General features: G+C 33.0%; 15 protein-coding genes. 6 read left to right on the forward strand and 9 right to left on the reverse strand.

Annotated features, from left to right (window positions below; genetic code table 11):
* Window position 1 precedes the first annotated feature (1 nt).
* Window positions 2-442: a nuclear transport factor 2 family protein gene (locus NEF87_RS01915; protein ID WP_457918396.1), complete on the reverse strand. Its 441-nt coding sequence runs from the start codon at window positions 440-442 to the stop codon at window positions 2-4.
* Between the two features lie 484 nt (window positions 443-926).
* On the opposite strand from NEF87_RS01915, the gene NEF87_RS01920 reads away from it, so the two are divergent.
* A complete protein-coding gene (locus NEF87_RS01920; protein WP_457918397.1) occupies window positions 927-1403 on the forward strand; it encodes a hypothetical protein in 477 nt (158 codons plus the stop codon).
* A gap of 7 nt (window positions 1404-1410) precedes the next feature.
* On the opposite strand, the gene NEF87_RS01925 is transcribed toward NEF87_RS01920, so the two are convergent.
* The gene (locus NEF87_RS01925) at window positions 1411-2433 is read right to left on the reverse strand and encodes a DNA-methyltransferase (RefSeq protein ID WP_457918398.1); all 1023 of its coding nucleotides are present in this window, start codon (window positions 2431-2433) and stop codon (window positions 1411-1413) included.
* Window positions 2434-2640: 207 nt separating this feature from the next.
* Here NEF87_RS01925 and NEF87_RS01930 point away from each other — a divergent pair, with 207 nt between their 5' ends.
* Complete coding sequence (locus NEF87_RS01930; RefSeq protein WP_457918399.1) at window positions 2641-3387, forward strand: CDP-archaeol synthase; 747 nt, start codon at window positions 2641-2643, stop codon at window positions 3385-3387.
* 226 nt (window positions 3388-3613) lie between these two features.
* Here NEF87_RS01930 and NEF87_RS01935 read toward each other — a convergent pair whose 3' ends face one another.
* Together NEF87_RS01935 and NEF87_RS01940 are read right to left on the reverse strand one after the other, a co-directional pair.
* Complete coding sequence (locus NEF87_RS01935) at window positions 3614-4474, reverse strand: MBL fold metallo-hydrolase (protein WP_457918400.1); 861 nt, start codon at window positions 4472-4474, stop codon at window positions 3614-3616.
* A gap of 89 nt (window positions 4475-4563) precedes the next feature.
* Entirely contained in the window at window positions 4564-6294 is a 1731-nt protein-coding gene (locus NEF87_RS01940) for an aminotransferase class V-fold PLP-dependent enzyme (RefSeq protein WP_371804702.1), read from the reverse strand.
* Window positions 6295-6540: 246 nt separating this feature from the next.
* On the opposite strand from NEF87_RS01940, the gene NEF87_RS01945 reads away from it, so the two are divergent.
* The 4 genes from NEF87_RS01945 to NEF87_RS01960 are packed head-to-tail and all read left to right on the forward strand — an operon-like array spanning window position 6541 to window position 9527.
* On the forward strand, window positions 6541-7047 hold the full coding sequence (locus NEF87_RS01945; protein WP_371804703.1) for an Lrp/AsnC family transcriptional regulator: 507 nt from the start codon (window positions 6541-6543) through the stop codon (window positions 7045-7047).
* Between the two features lie 5 nt (window positions 7048-7052).
* Window positions 7053-7613, forward strand: coding sequence for a TetR/AcrR family transcriptional regulator (locus NEF87_RS01950; RefSeq protein WP_371804704.1), 561 nt, complete (start codon window positions 7053-7055; stop codon window positions 7611-7613).
* Between the two features lie 30 nt (window positions 7614-7643).
* Window positions 7644-8363, forward strand: coding sequence for an L-2-amino-thiazoline-4-carboxylic acid hydrolase (locus tag NEF87_RS01955; protein ID WP_457918401.1), 720 nt, complete (start codon window positions 7644-7646; stop codon window positions 8361-8363).
* Between the two features lie 24 nt (window positions 8364-8387).
* Entirely contained in the window at window positions 8388-9527 is a 1140-nt protein-coding gene (locus tag NEF87_RS01960) for an NAD(P)-binding domain-containing protein (RefSeq protein WP_457918402.1), read from the forward strand.
* A 62-nt stretch (window positions 9528-9589) separates the two neighbouring features.
* Here the strand turns inward: NEF87_RS01960 and NEF87_RS01965 are convergent, their stop codons facing one another.
* The 5 genes from NEF87_RS01965 to NEF87_RS01985 all read right to left on the reverse strand — a co-directional run bounded on the left by NEF87_RS01965 (window position 9590) and on the right by NEF87_RS01985 (window position 16606).
* Window positions 9590-10456, reverse strand: coding sequence for a hypothetical protein (locus NEF87_RS01965; protein WP_371804707.1), 867 nt, complete (start codon window positions 10454-10456; stop codon window positions 9590-9592).
* A gap of 30 nt (window positions 10457-10486) precedes the next feature.
* A complete protein-coding gene (locus NEF87_RS01970) occupies window positions 10487-11449 on the reverse strand; it encodes a glycyl-radical enzyme activating protein (protein WP_371804708.1) in 963 nt (320 codons plus the stop codon).
* Between the two features lie 24 nt (window positions 11450-11473).
* Window positions 11474-14002, reverse strand: coding sequence for a pyruvate formate lyase family protein (locus NEF87_RS01975; protein ID WP_457918403.1), 2529 nt, complete (start codon window positions 14000-14002; stop codon window positions 11474-11476).
* A 164-nt stretch (window positions 14003-14166) separates the two neighbouring features.
* On the reverse strand, window positions 14167-14742 hold the full coding sequence (locus NEF87_RS01980) for a hypothetical protein (protein ID WP_371804710.1): 576 nt from the start codon (window positions 14740-14742) through the stop codon (window positions 14167-14169).
* Window positions 14743-14773: 31 nt separating this feature from the next.
* On the reverse strand, window positions 14774-16606 hold the full coding sequence (locus NEF87_RS01985; protein ID WP_371804711.1) for an ABC transporter ATP-binding protein: 1833 nt from the start codon (window positions 16604-16606) through the stop codon (window positions 14774-14776).
* Window position 16607 lies beyond the last annotated feature (1 nt).

Below are 16607 nucleotides of genomic sequence, written 5' to 3' on the forward strand. Positions count from 1 at the left end.
ATTACCCAAATTTTTTCTTCATAAACTTCCGATATCTTTTAGCTAGCTTTGGAATATTATCAAAAATATCACCCCAAAGATCATAATAATCCCGTTGATCAATAATTTTTCCTGCTTCGTTCAAGGTTAGTCGACTGGAACCAAACATTGTAGAATTTGGGTATTTTCCAAAGCTTAAATTCATCTCCCATTCCAAAAAAATGATATTTTCTTCCTTCACACTATTCACAATTTTCATTTTCAAATCTTTAGAACGCTTAACTAAACGTTCAGTCATTTGTTTAAACTCTTCAATACCATGAATCGTTTGAATGGAATCCCGGAAAATTATTTTTTCATCATAATATGGAATGATATGCGACCAATCTGGCTTCCCATCAGTATTATAAATATTGGTCCATAACTCACATAATTGTTCTTTATCAATAATCGAGAGGCTCATGATCAGTATCCAATAAAATCCTAAATCGAGATCTTATATTAATGTTCTATTTCAAAGTTAATAAATCGATTTGAAAATGCAATTTAAATAGTTAGGCAATTTGAACTAATTCCTTGTTTTATATTAGTAAATTATTTATATCTACTAAAAATTGAATAGTTGGAACAATTTCTTGGAATATACCAATCTAAGATTTGAAAATCTTCGTAAATATATGATTTTATGAGCTTTACCACCTCACTAAATTGGTACAATTCTTGTTTACTTAGATTTAATTTTAGTAAAATGAGTATTTATATAAAACAGTTTTTACATTATTTTAAATTTCTTCTAAATCTGTAAATTATTTCTTTACAATGATTTCACCTGACTTTACCTTGACTATTTACAACGCCTTCTTCTATAATAAATTTGAATAGATGATTTATATTGATTAAAATTAATTATTTATTGTTAAAGTTCAAATGATGAGTTGCAATCTAAAATGAATTCACAAAAAAACAAATATGCAAGCATGTTAGAATGCTACCAAGCAAATAAACTACCTAGGGGGAATAATGGAAGTTTTTTTCATGTAAAACTTATTAGATATTATAAAAGATTTGCTCATTTCCATGCTTTTGATCAAGAATCAGCAATTCCTATCGATGAATTTGCATCTGATCCCAAATTTCAGGTGAATTTAACTAGAGGATACATGGAAATGGGATTTATTAGAAATACTCCCGATTTTCGCACTTATTTTCAACTCCGTAATATTTTCTGGACGATATTTATCGAGCTTCTATTAGTTTCCGTATTAACTGGACTCTGGATAAATGCCAATTTACAAATATGGTTTCTGTTTACCCCTTTATTGCTTTTTATAATATATAATCTATTAAATTTATTTATAGTCATTTATGCATTGCTCAAGCACAAATTTTACAGGAATAATAAAGAAAAAAACGTTTTTGATTAAATTTTTACTAAGAATTTATCCCATTATTGAATTCTTCAGAGATTTTTTTTATATTTGCTTGTGAAAGGATTTTTTGATGTCTTAAAGTCTTTAACACAGCTTTCAGTATCAATCTCCTCTCTTCTTCATTTTTTTTTTGATCATAAGTTTTTTCTGAACCAATTTTGCATTTTTCAAGAAAATTTAAGGAAGTATTAATTGATTCTTGAATAATTTTAGAGATATTGCGGGAACTAAATGTTTTATACTGTGAATCTATGTAAGGTGTAGTCCACTCTTCCATGATCCGATCTTTAATCAAATTCGCATATGCACCATTAATTTCATACCCAATCCCTCGACGTTGAGTAAGACGAGTCATTTTTAATGTAGTTCCACTTCCTAAAAAGGGATCCACAACCAATTCATTTTTCAATGTGTGCATTCGAATCAATCGATATGGAATATCTTCAGGATATGGGGCACTATGTCCAAATAGGTTCTCTTTGTGTTGATTAATTTTAATTACAGGAGAAATGTCATCCCAAACCATCCGTACAGCCCAATGGCGCCACTCATCCTTTGAAAGAAGTGATTGGTTCACTAAATGCTTATTTAGAGGGCGCGTTTTTCCCGGTTTTACAAAAGTATAAATTTGCTCAAAAGCAGTATTTGTGGCAATATTGGAGGGTTTAGGATATGACCCCCAAGATACATTATTGATATAGGGTGCTTTATCCCAAAAAATCATTCCACTTAGAAATAAACCTTGATCAAACATGAAGTTCTCCACATCATTCATAATGTCCTTAATTACTCTTCTTCCATAGCCAGATTTCTGCGATGATATAGGAAGGGGTTGTAAATTGATCGCAATTTTCCCATTGGGTTGTAATACACGAACACATTCTTTCCAGACTCGGTTTAAAGCAAGGATGTAGTCTTTGTAAGATTGTTGAAAGCCAATTTGATCAGATCCATAGTCACGTACATCCCAATAAGGAGGAGAAGTTACCACTAAGGTTACCGTCTCATCTTCGATTTCGTCCATATGCTCTGAGGAAGAGAAAAAAATTTGCTGGTTTTCAATTTCAAGATGTGTGATTTTCGAGCACCCTATTATATTTGTTCATCCTTTATTTTTTAATTTCTGTCTTTAAAATCGACAAAATAGTTTTACCTAGACGATCATTTGAGCAAATAAACAAATAAAAAAGTAAAAATAGCTTAAGAGATATTTACTCTTGTTGATATTTTAATGAGACGTATTAAAGACGATCCGAACATAAATCCCAAGGATTTGCGAAAAGAAACGATTTTTGTTGCTTCTTCAGCGATTATTTTATTCATTTTTCTTCTAATTTGGTCTATTATATACACCTTCATTGATGCAATCGTAGTTATGGGATTAGGGTTTTTCATGCTTGTTCCTGCCTTTGTAACAAATGGAATGATGGTATTAGCGGGTAAAATAAAAGGAATAAAAAGTTACCCAATGGATGGCGGTCGCTATTACAAAGATGGAAAACGTATTTTAGGAGATGGCAAAACATGGAACGGATTTATTGGTGGATGGATCTTAGGATTTGTAGTAAGCTCAATTATTTGTTGGTGGTTTCTCAATCGAATTGGTGAAGCACAAGTTTATGATAATTTTAAGCTTATTGATCAAGATTACGTCTTATCCTTTCTGGATTTAATCATGAATGATGATAATCATGTTAATTATCCCATGTATTTTCTCAGCCAAGCAGTTATTGCTTTAGGAAGTCCAATTGGAGATGCAATTGGAAGTTTTATTAAAAGAAGAACATCCCTCGAACGCGGGGAAGTGTTCTTGTTTTGGGATCAAAATGATTTCGTAATAGTCTCATCCGCCTTAGCCTTATTTTTCTTCCCTTTACGATGGTATTATTGGGTTTTTCTACTATTAATTACTCCTTTATTAACGGCATTAGCTAATTGGGTCGGTTATTTAATAAACAAAAAAGATGTTCCGTGGTAACCTAAAACAAGGATTATCTCATCAATAAAACACTATTGATAAAAAAAGCGATTGATTGGGCTTTTTACTCCTTTTTTCTTTCCTTGTATGTATATTTGTATATTTCATTTGATCAAAATAACGAATGAAAGCATAAATTTGGTTAAATATGATACCTTTCTTTTTGAGAATTATTATAAATGAATAAAAAGACCAATATGAGGGCATATCGTCAAATAAGAAGAAGTTACTTTGCAAACAGAGTGTTTTTGATGACAACACCTAATCGGCGAATCAATGGAGTGATAGGTTCAAGATAAGTGAAATGTTCATCTTCATATTGCCACATTCCAAAACATCCAACAATACTCCTATTTGAGGAATTTTTATTTCTCATTGCAATTCCATTCAATAATTGATCAAAAATTTCAGGATCTAAGGGATATTGCTCATGTCCAGGATAAATTTCCATTTCAGGATTACTCTTTGCTAAACTTTGCAATTTTTTAATACTTTGTTCTAGAACAGGTATTTTTTTCTTGTCAGGTAGAAAAATCGTTCCATAGTGAACTGTATCAGAAGTGAAAAGTTCTCCTCGGTCTGTGAAAAGGGAAAGCATTCCATCTGAATGGCCAGGTGTATGAATAGCAGATACTATTAAGCCTCCTAGATCAAATTTTTTCCCATCAACAATTTCAATTACATTTTTTGGAGGGTTGAATTTAAAATTCCTATCTTTATAACGTTCTTTGATCTTCATTGGTGATTTTTTTAACAAGAAGGCATTAAATGGTTTTTTTATTACCTTCGCTTCCATTTTATGGATGTGTACTTCTTCAAATTCTTCATTTCCTCCAATGTGGTCAAAATGACCATGTGTGTTTACAACAATCAATTTGCGATCTCCAATGATATTATCAACAATCTTTTTTATTGGATATAATCCAGCACCAGTATCTATGAGAAGGGCTTTTTTCGTCCCTAATAGCAGAAAGTGATTTGAGAACTTCGTTAAAAATCTTGGGTCAATTAAATCTAATTGCTCTTTAATATTAATTAAATCATCCTTTATTTTATGTACTTCATACCAATCTGAATTGGAACTCATAATTAGGGGTTAAAACTTAAAACTATTTATTCCTTACTAAAGATTTCAAAAACTTCAACAGTAAAGTCAAAAAAAAATGGAAATTATTTTTAAACGCTTTTAATGTTAATAAAATTAAACCATCTTATTTCTTCGGCGTTTTTGTCTTTCAAAGTTCCAAATTGAAGGTTTTTTTTCTTTTTTCTCGCTATTTCATTTGCGAGTCTCATATATTCTGAGAATAAGTTTTTTCTATCTACGTCCTCTTCGTCAAAGCAATCACTTAATTCCATTTTGAGAATATTGGCAGTATTGGGAATTACTTCCAAATCTTTATCAATAAAATTCAAATGATGCCAATCTCCAGATTTAAAATCAAAGCTATAATCAGGTAAGAATAAATACCCGTAGGTAGCAACAAAATCAATGGCGTCACAAATGAAATTAAATTCATCTTCAGAAAAGGCATAATGGAAATTAACACGTACCCAACCAGGTTTAATACCTAAGAAACCTGCTTGAACGACCTTGCGGAATTTTTTTGATTTTTGAGTATTAATATTCATTAAATGATGACCATATACTCCAGCACAAGAACACCCTGCTCTTGATTGTATTCCAAAGAGATCATTCAACAATTTAGTACAAAATTTGGGATGGAGATATTTATCCTGATTTTTAATTAAGAAGGAAAAGATACAAATTCTTTGATCGGGATCTTGAGGGCCTAAAATTTCAATATTAGGATTTTCATTGAAAAATTTAAAAGCACGATGAGTATACTCTAGTTCTTTTGCTTCGATATTTGAAATACCTATTGAATCTTTAATATCAATTGCTAAGGCAGCCTTGATAGTTTGTAAAATTCCAGGTGTTCCGGGTTTTTCTCGAGTTTCCACATCTTCAATAAAATCTACAGCATAAGAACTTACAAAATCCACCGTTCCTCCAGCTGCGAAAGTTGGATCAATGGAAGCGTCATAAATCTTCTTGTTAAAAACGAGAATTCCCGTAGATCCTGGACCTCCAATGAATTTATGAGGGGAAATAAATATTCCATCAAAATAAGAAAGTTCATCCTTATTCATATTTATTTCCACATAGGGTGCACTTGCCGCAAAATCAAAGAAAGCTAAAGCATCGTGTTCATGAAGTATTCGTGCTACTTCATAAACTGGTGTCTTAATACCAGTTACATTTGATGCTGCTGAAAATGATCCAATTTTTTCACGACCGGCATATTTAGGATCTTCCAATTTAGCAATTAAATCGTGCAAATCTAAATATCCATCCTCGGATAACTTAATTTCGACTACATCATTAAGAGCTTGACGCCACATTATGTCATTTGAATGGTGTTCATAAGGACCTACAAATACAATTGGTTTAAATTTATTCATATCAGACTTAATTTCATTTACAAGTGCTTGTTTTGCACTATCTTTACCAATCGCTTGATTTATTGTATGTTCAAGGAGTCTTTTTGAAGCAGGAGGCAATCTCACTCCAAGAATTTCTTGTGTCTTTGAAATAGCTCCAGTAGAACCCGTCCCCGTTGCAATAACATAGCAATTTTGGTCAGCATTGAATGCTTTTTTAATGATATGTTCGGAATGGTGGAGTAAACCAGTCATATGTCTTCCAGTGACATCATCCTCTGTATGAGTATTTGCATATTGCCGTTGAACTTGAACTAAATACTTTTCTACAAATTTCAATGAACGCCCCGAGGCGGTATAATCTGCATAAGTTAATAATCGATCACCGTAGGGTGTTTTAAAGAAAAAATCTCTCCCGATAATTTCATCTCGTAATTTTTTAAATGTTAAAGCTTGACTCATAATTTTCGCCTTCAGAGATAATTGCTTGATAAGATAACTAAGTAACTTAAGCGTTCTCATTCTTTAAAAATGATATGAAAATGAACCAAAGTAGAATTTGTTAGTTAATTAAAAAGGCAGTCAAAATTTCATTATTAGTTATATATATATAAATGCAGAAGATTTATTTAGCCAAAATAACAATTAATAAAAATAGAAGATAGTTTATTTCTAAAATTTCATAAATCACCCCTAAGGATTGGAACAATGGAAAACGAACATGATGATAAAAAAAGACGAAGTCTTTTAGATAAGGTAGATAAATTAATTCTAAATGAATTGCAACATGATGATCGAATTTCTTCATCAGATCTAGCAAAAAAATTGGGAATTGCAAAATCTACTTTGACTTATCGAATAAAACGCTTGGAAGATGAAAAAATCATTCTTGGTTATCGAGCAATTGTAGATCCATCGAAACTGGGTAAAGATGAGCAGATGATTGTTCGAATAAGAGCAAAATTTGGTTCTGGATATCATGAAAAAGTGGGAAAAATGCTGTCCAATATCCCAGGAGTATATGCAGTTTATTTTGTTTTCGGTGAAAATGATTTTGTGATTTTGGCACGAGCTGAAAACCGCGAGGAGTTATTTGAAAAAATGCAAATACTTTTCAATTCGGATTTTGTTGAACGAACAACTACTGAAGTTGTTACTAAAGTGATAAAAGAAGACTTTGGCACGTATCTACAGGTGAATAATGGGACGAAGTGATGAATATGAGTGAAGAGAAATCGAAGAAAGAAATTATTGCGGAAACCTTCCTTAAATTCTTTTTACAACACGGAATGGTGCAGACAATTATCAATGATGTCGCTAAAGAACTCCACATGAGTAAAAAGACCATTTATAAGTATTTCCGTGGAGGAAAAGAAGAATGTCTTTACTTTATTTTTAGTAATATAGCCACAGAATCATTGAAACATTTGGAAAACGATTTGAATGACATTCCCGATCCCAAAGAAAAATTAATTTATAGCTTAAAACACATTTTTGGGTTGGCGGTTCCGTATGTTTTAGGTAACGCCGCAGAGAAAGAAGAAGATTTCTTACTTGAAAATCAAATCGTTGGGGAATCTTTTCGAGATGTTTTTCAAAATAAATTGAAAATGATCATTCATGAAGGAATTGAGAAAAAAGAATTTCATGTAAAGGACGTAGAACTATCATTTCATTTCATTTATGGAATAATTACTGAAAGCATGGTAGTTGTCCACCAGAATCCAAAGCGGAATATAGTAAATGAAGTGACCGAGGCAATATTAAAAATTTTGAAATAATAATCCAGATATATTGAGAAGGCCCGAATTATGACTAAAACGATACAATATACATCTAAACACCATGCTATCCTCTTTGGATTTATTGCCAAATCTGTAATTGATACAATGGGTGAAGATGGGCGAGAGATTATCCGCAATGCTGCACATAAATATGGAAACCAGCGAGGAAAACGAATGGCATTACGTGTTTTAAGCGATGAATTACCATTGACAATGGAAAACTATTTCGTATATTCAGAATGGAATACGCAAGATGGAGATGCCAAGTCTTATGTCAAGGATTTAACTCCAGAATATATTTTTTGTGTGGAAGTGTGTTCTTGGTGTGAAAACTGGAAAGAGTTTAACCTCTCAGAATATGGGAAATATTACTGTTCAGAAATCGACATCGCATTGTTAGAAGGATACAATCCCAAGTTGACTCTCGAAGTCCCCAAAATTTTATCTTTAGGAGATAAACAATGCCAGTTCCATTGGAAAGATGCCCATTTCACAAAGCAAGATTTAGAGAATATAAATCAAATGAAACAAAGAAGTGAAGGAAGTCATGTTGCATCATGGGAATTTCATACAGCTCATCTCTATTTTACAATGAAACAAGAAATTTGCACTCATTTAAAAGAAAAAGCCCAAATTATAATGGAAACGGCTGAAAAACTGTTTAAAGACGCTTTTGGCCAAAATTCCATAAATCAACTGATGACTTATGAACTGGTGAATTTTTCCACCTTAGATTTTTTTAAATAAACCTAATATAACGGTTAATTCGCTATGAAAGAAGATAAAAATCTCAAAGTTACCATTATTGGATTTGGAAATTTAGCAGAATCTCTATTCTACTACTTAGAACAATTCATTGGTCCTGAAAATTATCTATCCCAAATAAATGCAACTACTGCTGATGTAGAAACTATTGAGAAAAAACGAAATAAATATGGAATTTCAATTATATTGGAGAATAATGTGGAAGCTTTAAAACTCCTTCAACCAGATATCATCTTTTTTTCCCCTCCTCCTTCGGTTGCTCCAAGAATTATTCAAAATGAGTTAACCAAATATTTTGATTTTATCAGACAACATAATCTCCCTCTCCCGGACATTTATGCATTTCCACCAGTTCCGGATGCAGAGCTTTATCAGACACTCTTAGGAAAAAATGTTCAAGTTGTTACTATACTCCCTAATGATGTACGAGAAATCGGCTCTAAACGGCTTATTGGTGAAGGAGTCACATTTTGTGTTTTCCCTTCTAAGTGGAAACAAGAATCTTATAGTCGATTGAGACGATTTTTATCACCTTTTGGAGAAATCTACACATTTAAAACTCCCGAAATTTTACCAATTCTTTCCACCCGTGTATTGACGACTGCTTTTGCCCAAATTGTAGTAAAAACAACAGAAATAGTTAAGAAGAAGTTGGAAGGTACCCAAATAAAAGTCTCCCATAACAATATTGCAAAAACCTTCCAAAATTTATTTTTGAATTTTAAAGATAGCAAAGTAGAATTGGACACGTTTGAATCTAGCTTTAAATTAGATAATATTACCAAGAAATCTTTAGAATCAATTATTATTGCATGGTATAGCGGAATTCTCGAATATACTCGAAAACAAAACTTTCCTCATGAAAAGGCAGATTTCATTGTGAGTTCAATGTTGGACTTAATATTGCAGCTTTCAGCAAATGTTCCGAAGGAGAAACTCAATGATTTACTCTTTATTTCTGCCACGAAAGGCGGACTTCTTGAAACATGTTTGAATTACATCCAAATAAACATCTTCGAACATTTACAAGATATATTGACTGTTGACACAATTCTTGAAAAAGAACAAGTGAAGAGTAAAATATATAATGAAGTCATTAATGCCTGTAATATAGTTTTAGAGCATGGAAAAAATCTCACGAAGTAAATTTAAACTCTGTATTAAGATACAAACTCAAATTCAAATTAGGAAAAAAAAATAAAAGGTTTCTAACTAAATTCTGTAACTTTTTCCCTCACAGAGAGGTTGGGGAACATTTCACCAACTAAAGGAGGCATGGAATTGTAAACTACCTCAATATCCACAATTCCACGTTTATTCTGAATCCCAAGAAAAGTTCCTTTTACCATCTGGGTGACCGTTTCAAAATCCATTGCAAAAACCGAAACTTTTGCCCCATTAGGAATTTGTAATAAATCTTCTTTAAATTGAGCCAGATTAAACACGATTCGTTTATTTTCTACAGATCGTGCTTGGAAAAGAGGAATAATCACAGGATATCCATCCTTAGGATCAATATAGCTAATAAATTTTGGGAATACTAATCCTTTAAACAAACGATTCCCAAGCTCTTGTAATCGATTCTCGACCTTCCCAGTTTTTCCACCGATTTTGAAGAGATTTTGAATGATTCCTTTAACAATTCCTACCAAACTTATTCCACGGATATGGCGAGCGGCTTTAATTTTGTTGAAGAAAATTCGATACACCCGCATATAGGTATTATAACGGAAAAGATTCATAGAATTGAACTCAATAGCATCATCCCCTTCCATTGAAATATAATCTAAATCGGCTTTGAGTTGTAAAAACTTGAAGGGCATCGCTACCGTCATATAAAGCATACCTTGTTTGGGATTTTTTAGAACATTTCCTTTGGACATTCCCCGAGTAAATTCACCCCATTTGACTACTTCTGGAGACATAGCGATATTGGATGTGATGAAACTCAGATGTGGATATCCTTCTTTATCAATCGTAGACACAAACTTTGCCATAATTTCTGGTTTTGTGAATTTGACTGCTTCTTCACTTAATTTTGGATTCCATTTGAGCATTTCAGTTTTATTTGACATTTTTTCACTTTCCTTGTTCAATTAAAAAAATTATACTTTTCGTGTTAGACCGGACCACTTTACATTGTGAACTCCAATACTAATGGCAATATCGTAATAATATTCCATTTCATCCTGTGTGAATAATTTATCTTGAGTAAAATCCCAAGGTAAATTCATGCGAGCATACTTTGCGGCTGCAAGATTATTAAAGGCTAGGATATCCCAACGTTCAATTTTATTATCCAATTCTTCCACAATGAAAGATGCGATACCTCGAATATTTTCATCTGATGCGGTATAGCGTGGAATTATTGGTGTTCTAATCCATAGTTGCTTTTCTTGATTATCAATTTCTCGAGCCAACCATCGTATATTAGCTAAAATTTTCTCATTAGGATGACCTACAAAGGATTTATGCTTTTTTGAATCGATTTCCTTGATATCAAGTAAGAAAATATCCACTAAAGGCAATAATTTCAGATAATTCTTTTGAGAAGATAACCCGCATGTATCGAGTGCAGTTGAAAAACCATTCGCTTTACATTTTTTTAATAAGGCTAAGAGAAAATCCATTTGTAGGGTTGGTTCTCCTCCTGAAATTGTTATTCCCCCGCCTGATTTATCATAAAATGCGCGATCCTTAGCAATTTCTTCATACAAATCTTCCACAGACCAATATTTTCCGATCATCTTCAACGCTGTTGAGGGACATTCTTCAACACATTCTCCACAAGCAGTGCATTTCTCTCGATTAATTTTAATCCCTGATTCAGATGAAATGATTGCTTTTTGCTGACAAACCTCTAAGCATGATAGACAGCCAATACACTTATTTTTAAACCATTGGATACTTGGTTTTTTCCATATCGATTCAGGATTGTGACACCATGCACAACGAAGGGGACACTCTTTGAAAAAGATAGTTGTTCGTATTCCTGGACCATCTTCTGTGCTGAGTTTCTGAATCTCAAAGACCCACCCTCCATTTTCTCCCGATTTCTGTTCTGTCATTTTCTATATTACACCGAAATTTACTTACATTTGATGGTTTTCACGAGCTATTAATTCATCCTGTAATTCTTTTCCTATGGATGTGAAATAGGCATTATAACCTGTGACCCTAACTAGAAGATTTGCATAATTTTCGGGATGATGTTGAGCATCAATTAACATTTTTGCATCTAACATGTTGATCTGAAGAGCAGTTCCACCGTTCTCAATATAACCGCGAATATAGGCTTTAAATTTTTCTTTGTGCTCAGAATCACGCAGAAGACTCGGATTGAAAGTTATTGTGTGTGAAGCACCATTTGGAAGGAAATTAATGTAATCCCCAGTTTCTGTTTTGCCTCCTAATGCATTACCCACCGAGTTTGTTACCGCAGTAGGACCTTTAGTATCTGCGCCATTGGTAGGACAAATAGCATTTGAAAGAAATGTCCCAGCTTTCCTCCCATTAGGTGTTGCAGGGGTAAAAGCAGCATCTTCTCCAGCCCAATAATTCCAAGAAAGCATGCCGGGTCTAAATTTATAGTTAGTTGGAGTAGTATACTGATAGGTTTCTTTAGACCAGAACTCCATTGCTTCTCGTGCAATCTCATCCATTTCTGTCTCGTCGTTACCAAATTTCGGTGCCTTATTTGAGAGAATTGCTTGCATGATTTCATATTCCTTTTTGCCTTCAAAATTATTTATTAGAGCTTCTTTAATTTGAGCAAAAGAATATTTTTTCTCATCAAAAACATATTTTTTAATCGCTAAAAGCGAATCAACCATAGTAGCAAAGGCGACACCTTCTATAGTTACAAATCCATATTTAGGAGGACCCGCATGTATATCAATGCCTTTTGAAATACAATCATCCATTAATATTGATAAGTAAGGTACAGGAAGATATTTTGCGCGAGTTTCTTCACCTAAATTGTAAAAATCAACTGTATATTTGATAATATATTTAATCTGTTTTTTCCAAGCATTGAAAAATTCATCCCATGATTGAAATGTCTCTGGATCTCCTGTTTCTGGACCAAATTGTTTTGATTCTTTATATTGTTTAAAAGTATTATCACCCATTATACGTTTAAAGCCTGGTTGATTTTTACCGTTCCATAATGTTAACTCAATACTTTTTGCGAGATTAGGATTACAATTAACGGTTCCTGATCGATCATTTCCGCACATTGTATTTTCAAGACATCCAACACATCCATAATCCCATACTTCATCTTTAGGAATACCTTCTTCCATTAATCCCGCCATACTACGTTCATCAAAGTTCAAAATGAAGGGAGCACCTTGTGCGCGGGTTATCATTTCAATAAGTTTATCGATTAATTTATCTGGTGAACCTCGGTGTAATCTCACATTGGGTTTTGGTTCTAAGATCGGAGCCCATTCGTCAAAACATTCTAAAATTAAATAAGTTAATTCATTGGTGAGATCCTCTCCTTTAGGTCCTAGTCCCGATAGAGTTATAAGTTGACCGAACCCAGCAGTAATTCCTTGATTTCCGATCTTAATTTGTGCATCATAAGCGGTGTTACAATGAAATATAAAGGAACTGAAAATATCTTTGGCCATATCTCGGGATAATGTTTGGTCTTCAAGCACATCCCTTTTATAAAGCGGCCATAAAATTTGATCAATTCGCCCAAAACTAAAACCAGGTCCAGGATAACTTCCTTCGGACATGGTTAACATATGTGCAATCCAAATAGATTGAAGACTTTGCCAAAAGGTGGTAGCTGGTCCCCAAGGAACTTGCTTTAAATTTTCATGCATCAATTTCAATTCTTCTTTTCTTTCTTCCGTAGATGCTGAAGCAAGTAAGTTTTCACATTCTTCCGCATATTTTACTGCCAAATCTCGAGGTAATTCCGCAGCAATCATCATCGCTCGTAGTTCAGAACCTTTAGATCCTTTTTTTTCAGAGTCGGAAAGTGCAGAGTAGGTTTTTTTTGCTTTATCATAAAGATAGGAAAACCCCTTTTCAACAACTGTTTTAAAATCTGGAATTATGTGTCCACCAGTTGCCCCTGCATTCCCAAAGCCTTCTTGGTGATAATGAAGAGCAGCAGTGCGATTTCTTAAATTTTCCTTTTCATAAATTTCATATTCTTTAGCATTCAGACATTTAGAGAGTTGTGTATTAAATCTTCCTCCCGCGAGTAAATCATTTTCAGAAATTATCTCTTGAGGAATATAATCGACCATTACCATTTTTAAAAATGTAGCTCTTCTTTCAGGAAGGGAAAGATCCCAAAATTCTAAGGGTAATTCTACCTTCTGTGCCATTTGAAGAAGTGAAAGGCCAAATAACCCTTTTCCCTTTACTCCCATAAATCCATAGACTTCTGGAACAATATGATAATCCCCTTCATTCCATACTCTATCTCCCCATGATGCCCCTGTTGTATAGGGAGAATATTCGTTATTCCATTTCCGATCATTTCCTTTAAAATAATAATCACGTAACCATTTTGCTTTTGGAGAAAGATCATGGGATTGGGCAACCGAATATTGTGGTATATTTACTGAATTTGATTTTTTTTTTGTATCACTCATTTAAATTCGCCTATTAAAAAATTTTAAACGTCCCAAACTATACTATATATATCTAAGGATGTAGATATATTTATAGATATCCGAATTTTCAGCAAATGTTGGCATGGAAACTCGGGTTTCCATTAGTAAACGGGAGTTTCCATAATAAACTAATATTGTGAAAATTATTTTAAAAATGAGTAAATGTGATCAATCAGTTCTTGAGGTACTTTCATATTTTTATTCTTTATCCATTGTTTAAGATCTTCTGGGATAGTTACATCCAAATTGGCATTTGTAAAATCAGATTTTCGTTTATAAAAATGAAGAAATCCATCTTCAACTTCTTCTATAAAAATTTGGCAACGGAAGTTTTCTTCAAACCACTTATTATATTTGTATTTTGCGCGTAATGGATCTTTATATAGACATTTATATTTTAAAACAAGATATATTTTTGTCTCATCTTGAATATCTTCTTCATATTTATTTGTAAACATTTTGGTTATTTGCTCTTTAGTCAAATTATTAATTAATACATCTAAAAACTCAAATCCACGTGTTGAATATCGAAGATACTTATCTTTAGAGGAAAATATCAAGCGTAAAACAGGATTCGCATCAGTACCAATCCAAGTACAACTCAATTCTTTGGTTTTTTCAACCCGAACTTTTATGATCTCCAGAATTTCTTTAAAAGATAACTCTGTTTCTAATGTTTTGATAATTGAAATATCTAAAAAAATGTTATTTTGATCCACATAAAATATTATTTTGGTGAACCTAAAAAAATTAGACTGTTTCATCTATAGCGGGGTCTTCATCCCAATTTTCGATTTTTTGGATGAAATCATAAGATTGGTGCTTAAAATAGGTATTATAGAGATTTGAATAATGACCTCCTTTTTGCATTAGAGTATCGTGGTTCCCTTCTTCAACAATAGTCCCATGATCTAAAACAATTATTCGATCTACGTGACGAACGGTTCTTAAACGATGAGCGATGATAATTGAAGTTCGACCTCTCATCAAATGTTCCATTGCTTCTTGAATTTTAGTTTCTGTAAATGGATCTACACTGGCAGTCGCTTCATCCAAGATTAATATAGATGGATTTTGCAAGAGAACACGAGCAAAAACCACTAATTGTCTTTGACCCATCGAAAGTAATTTACCCCGTTCTCGAATATTAGTATCAAGACCATCAACCAAATCATTAACCCAATCTGCCCCCCCTGCTTGCTCTAAAGCCCAAATTACATTTTCACGTGTTGCATTAGGTGAACCATATTTTACATTATTTTCAAGTGTATCAGCCCAAAGGAAGGGAGACTGGGGGATCATTCCAATAAATCTTCGGTATTCTTTCAAAGAAATGTCACGGATATTTTTCCCATCAACTATTATATTTCCTTTTTGAAATTCATAAAAACGAAGTAATAATCGTGCTAAACTGGATTTACCCGCTCCTGTATGGCCCACTATTGCAATTGATTCTCCTGGTTTGATGTCCAAATTGAAATTTTGAAAAATTGGCTTTTCAGGCTCATAATAGAATGACATATCTTCAAATTGCAAATGACCATCCAATTTTTCAAAAACAAATTCTTCTTTCTGAATTACCGCAGGTTTACTATCAATAAGTGCAAAAGTCCTTTCTGCTGCAGCCATCCCAGTTTGAAATTGAGGCCAAAATGCAGCGATTTGAAAGAGTGGGAAGAAAAGATTCCATAAACTTTGAATAAATAAATAAAGATCTGCACCTTGTAAACTTCCGAAAAGTATAGAATCCCCTCCAAAATAGATTAAACAAGCGAATGTAACACCTTGAATTATGCTTAATCCGGGAAAGATGAGATTCATATACATAGCCCTATTAAAATTGACTTTGAAGCATTGTTTATTTATTTTCTTGAATTCATCATATAATTTTTCTTCTTGTCGGAAAGTTTTTGCAATCTGAATTCCTGCCATTGTCTCTTGAACAAAAGAATTAACCGAAGCCAGAGCTCTTTGTCCCAGTAACGTTTTTTTCCGAGCTACTTTTCGAAAAGATAGCGTGAAAATGAAGATCAATGGAATCATGATTAAAAGAACGGAAGTTAAACGAAAATCGATCGAAAACATTGGCACAAATAAAATAAAGACGGCTAATAGTGCCGAGATGGACTGAATAAATAGCAGAGCCATCTCACCAAAACTTTGGGTATCAGAATTTACTCGACTAACGATTTTTCCAGTTGGATATTTATCAAAGAAAGACATATCTTGAATTAAAACATTATTGTTGACATCAGTTCTCAAATCATAAATAACATGGTTGAGAACTCTGGCAGAATAGTATTGATTTATCCAATTAAATACCCAAACAAAAGTATTTAAAATAAAGATAAGGACAATTCCAAAAGTGATCGCAGAAAAATCCAAACCATCTTCAAGGCTTGCGAGAATTTTACTCGTAAAATAAGGAATAATTCCATTCGAAATTGAAGCAAGCAATATGAAAATAGTCACAATTACCATTTTTTTTTTATGTAATTTAAAATAATCCAGAATACGAATCATTAGTTCCTTATCAGTGTATTTTCGATCGTATTCTTCAGCTTCTAGTCCAAACCAAACCATT

Source organism: Candidatus Lokiarchaeum ossiferum (genome assembly GCA_025839675.1).
Taxonomy (GTDB): Archaea; Asgardarchaeota; Lokiarchaeia; order Sigyniarchaeales; family Promethearchaeaceae; genus Lokiarchaeum; species Lokiarchaeum ossiferum.

Coding starts and splice junctions, on each gene's coding strand:
- NEF87_RS01915 (WP_457918396.1), bottom strand. CDS start 442: ATGAGCCTCTCGATTATTGATAAAGAACAATTATGTGAGTTATGGACC.
- NEF87_RS01920 (WP_457918397.1), top strand. CDS start 927: ATGAATTCACAAAAAAACAAATATGCAAGCATGTTAGAATGCTACCAA.
- NEF87_RS01925 (WP_457918398.1), bottom strand. CDS start 2,433: ATGGACGAAATCGAAGATGAGACGGTAACCTTAGTGGTAACTTCTCCT.
- NEF87_RS01930 (WP_457918399.1), top strand. CDS start 2,641: ATGAGACGTATTAAAGACGATCCGAACATAAATCCCAAGGATTTGCGA.
- NEF87_RS01935 (WP_457918400.1), bottom strand. CDS start 4,474: ATGAGTTCCAATTCAGATTGGTATGAAGTACATAAAATAAAGGATGAT.
- NEF87_RS01940 (WP_371804702.1), bottom strand. CDS start 6,294: ATGAGTCAAGCTTTAACATTTAAAAAATTACGAGATGAAATTATCGGG.
- NEF87_RS01945 (WP_371804703.1), top strand. CDS start 6,541: ATGGAAAACGAACATGATGATAAAAAAAGACGAAGTCTTTTAGATAAG.
- NEF87_RS01950 (WP_371804704.1), top strand. CDS start 7,053: ATGAGTGAAGAGAAATCGAAGAAAGAAATTATTGCGGAAACCTTCCTT.
- NEF87_RS01955 (WP_457918401.1), top strand. CDS start 7,644: ATGACTAAAACGATACAATATACATCTAAACACCATGCTATCCTCTTT.
- NEF87_RS01960 (WP_457918402.1), top strand. CDS start 8,388: ATGAAAGAAGATAAAAATCTCAAAGTTACCATTATTGGATTTGGAAAT.
- NEF87_RS01965 (WP_371804707.1), bottom strand. CDS start 10,456: ATGTCAAATAAAACTGAAATGCTCAAATGGAATCCAAAATTAAGTGAA.
- NEF87_RS01970 (WP_371804708.1), bottom strand. CDS start 11,449: ATGACAGAACAGAAATCGGGAGAAAATGGAGGGTGGGTCTTTGAGATT.
- NEF87_RS01975 (WP_457918403.1), bottom strand. CDS start 14,002: ATGAGTGATACAAAAAAAAAATCAAATTCAGTAAATATACCACAATAT.
- NEF87_RS01985 (WP_371804711.1), bottom strand. CDS start 16,606: ATGGTTTGGTTTGGACTAGAAGCTGAAGAATACGATCGAAAATACACT.